This window comes from Brevundimonas sp. NPDC007368, from assembly GCF_042869015.1.
Taxonomy (GTDB): Bacteria; Pseudomonadota; Alphaproteobacteria; order Caulobacterales; family Caulobacteraceae; genus Brevundimonas.
This window is the reverse complement of sequence record NZ_JBIAFA010000009.1, coordinates 1-2,500: the sequence shown is the minus strand read 5'-3', so window position 1 is coordinate 2,500 and position 2,500 is coordinate 1. Positions and strand designations below refer to the sequence as shown.

The window sequence follows — 2,500 nt, the reverse complement described above, 5'->3', positions numbered from 1 at the left end:
TCGAGCAAGCTTAAGCCGTTAGGTGTAGGCGCAGCGAAAGCGAGTCTGAATAGGGCGCTAAGTTCGACGTATGACGACCCGAAACCAGGTGATCTATCCATGAGCAGGTTGAAGGTTAGGTAACACTAACTGGAGGACCGAACCGGTGAATGTTGAAAAATTCTCGGATGACTTGTGGATAGGGGTGAAAGGCCAATCAAACCTGGACATAGCTGGTTCTCCGCGAAATCTATTTAGGTAGAGCGTCCGACGAATTCCTTGGGGGGTAGAGCACTGGATGGTTGCGGGCTGCGCGAGCGGTACCAATACTAACCAAACTCCGAATACCCAAGAGAACTATCGGGCAGACACACGGCGGGTGCTAACGTCCGTCGTGAAAAGGGAAACAACCCTAACCATCATCTAAGGCCCCCAAGTCATGGCTAAGTGGGAAACGATGTGGGATTGCTTTGACAATCAGGAGGTTGGCTTAGAAGCAGCCATCCTTTAAAGAAAGCGTAACAGCTCACTGATCAAGCGATCCTGCGCGGAAAATGTAACGGGGCTAAAGCCATGCGCCGAAGATATGGGTTTGCAGTTTACTGCAAGCGGTAGCGGAGCGTTCCGTAAGCCTGTGAAGGTCAACCGTGAGGTTGGCTGGAGGTATCGGAAGTGAGAATGCTGACATGAGTAACGACAAACAGAGTGAGAAACTCTGTCGCCGAAAGACCAAGGGTTCCTGCGTAAAGCTAATCTGCGCAGGGTTAGTCGGCCCCTAAGGCGAGGCTGAAAAGCGTAGTCGATGGGAAGCAGGTAAATATTCCTGCACCAGCTGGAAGTGACGGATGGCATAACTTGTAAGGGCTTATTGGATTGTCCTTGCAGGGGCGTCGTCCCTGGAAATAACTCCAGCAGAGACCGTACCCGAAACCGACACAGGTGGTCAGGTAGAGCATACCAAGGCGCTTGAGAGAACTGTGCTGAAGGAACTCGGCAAATTGCACGCGTAACTTCGGAATAAGCGTGACTCACCTTGCGCAAGCAGGAATGAGTGGCACAAGCCAGGGGGTAGCGACTGTTTAGCAAAAACACAGGGCTCTGCGAAGCAGCAATGCGACGTATAGGGTCTGACGCCTGCCCGGTGCCTGAAGGTTAAAGGGAGGAGTGAAAGCTCCGAACTGAAGCCCAGGTAAACGGCGGCCGTAACTATAACGGTCCTAAGGTAGCGAAATTCCTTGTCGGGTAAGTTCCGACCTGCACGAATGGCGTAACGACTTCCCCACTGTCTCCAGCACAGGCTCAGTGAAATTGAATTCCCCGTGAAGATGCGGGGTTCCCGCGGTCAGACGGAAAGACCCTATGAACCTTTACTATAGCTTCGCCTTGGCGTTAGCGACCGTATGTGTAGGATAGGTGGGAGGCTATGAAACCGGGGCGCCAGCTCTGGTGGAGCCATCCTTGAAATACCACCCTTACTGTCGTTGACGTCTAACCGAGGGCCGTTATCCGGTCCCGGGACATGGCGTGGTGGGTAGTTTGACTGGGGCGGTCGCCTCCCAAAGTGTAACGGAGGCGCGCGATGGTTAGCTCAGACCGGTCGGAAATCGGTCGTCGAGTGCAATGGCATAAGCTAGCCTGACTGCGAGACTGACAAGTCGAGCAGAGACGAAAGTCGGCCATAGTGATCCGGTGGTCCCGAGTGGAAGGGCCATCGCTCAACGGATAAAAGGTACTCTAGGGATAACAGGCTGATTTTGCCCAAGAGTCCATATCGACGGCAAAGTTTGGCACCTCGATGTCGGCTCATCACATCCTGGGGCTGGAGCAGGTCCCAAGGGTATGGCTGTTCGCCATTTAAAGTGGTACGTGAGCTGGGTTCAGAACGTCGTGAGACAGTTTGGTCCCTATCTGCCGTGGGTGTTCGAAGCTTGAGAGGATCTGTCCCTAGTACGAGAGGACCGGGATGGACATACCTCTGGTGGACCTGTCATGGCGCCAGCCGTGCAGCAGGGTAGCTAAGTATGGAATAGATAACCGCTGAAAGCATCTAAGCGGGAAACTAACCTCAAAACAAGGCTTCGCTGAGGATCGTGGAAGACTACCACGTTGATAGGCCAGGTGTGGAAGCGCGGTGACGTGTGAAGCTTACTGGTACTAATAATCCGATCGGCTTGATCGTTTCTCAGCAAAACTCATTCGGTTCTACTTGCCGATAAATATACGCGACGATGTCTTCTTCTTCTTGTGTGTCTGGTTGACCCCGTGGCTATGTCGGAGGTTCCACACCCGATCCCATTCCGAACTCGGTCGTTAAGCCCTCCAGAGCCAATGGTACTTCGTCTCAAGGCGCGGGAGAGTAGGTCGCCGCGGGGTCTACCAGATACACAAGAAAAAGCCGTCCCAAGGACTGTCTTCGAACCCTTCTTCCTCACACACCGCCTTGCCGCGGGATGGAGCAGCCCGGTAGCTCGTCAGGCTCATAACCTGAAGGTCGCAGGTTCAAATCCTGCTCCCGCACCCA

1 tRNA gene and 2 rRNA genes (1 of these 3 cut by a window edge) are annotated in these 2,500 nt (G+C 53.8%); all 3 read left to right on the top strand.

The features are described from left to right. Positions 1-2,158: ribosomal RNA gene (locus ACFYLW_RS16060) — 23S ribosomal RNA — on the top strand (it extends 622 nt beyond the left edge of the window). A 79-nt stretch (positions 2,159-2,237) separates the two neighbouring features. Then, positions 2,238-2,352 (top strand): 5S ribosomal RNA (gene rrf, locus ACFYLW_RS16055). Positions 2,353-2,423: 71 nt separating this feature from the next. Beyond that, positions 2,424-2,500, top strand: a tRNA-Met gene (locus ACFYLW_RS16050).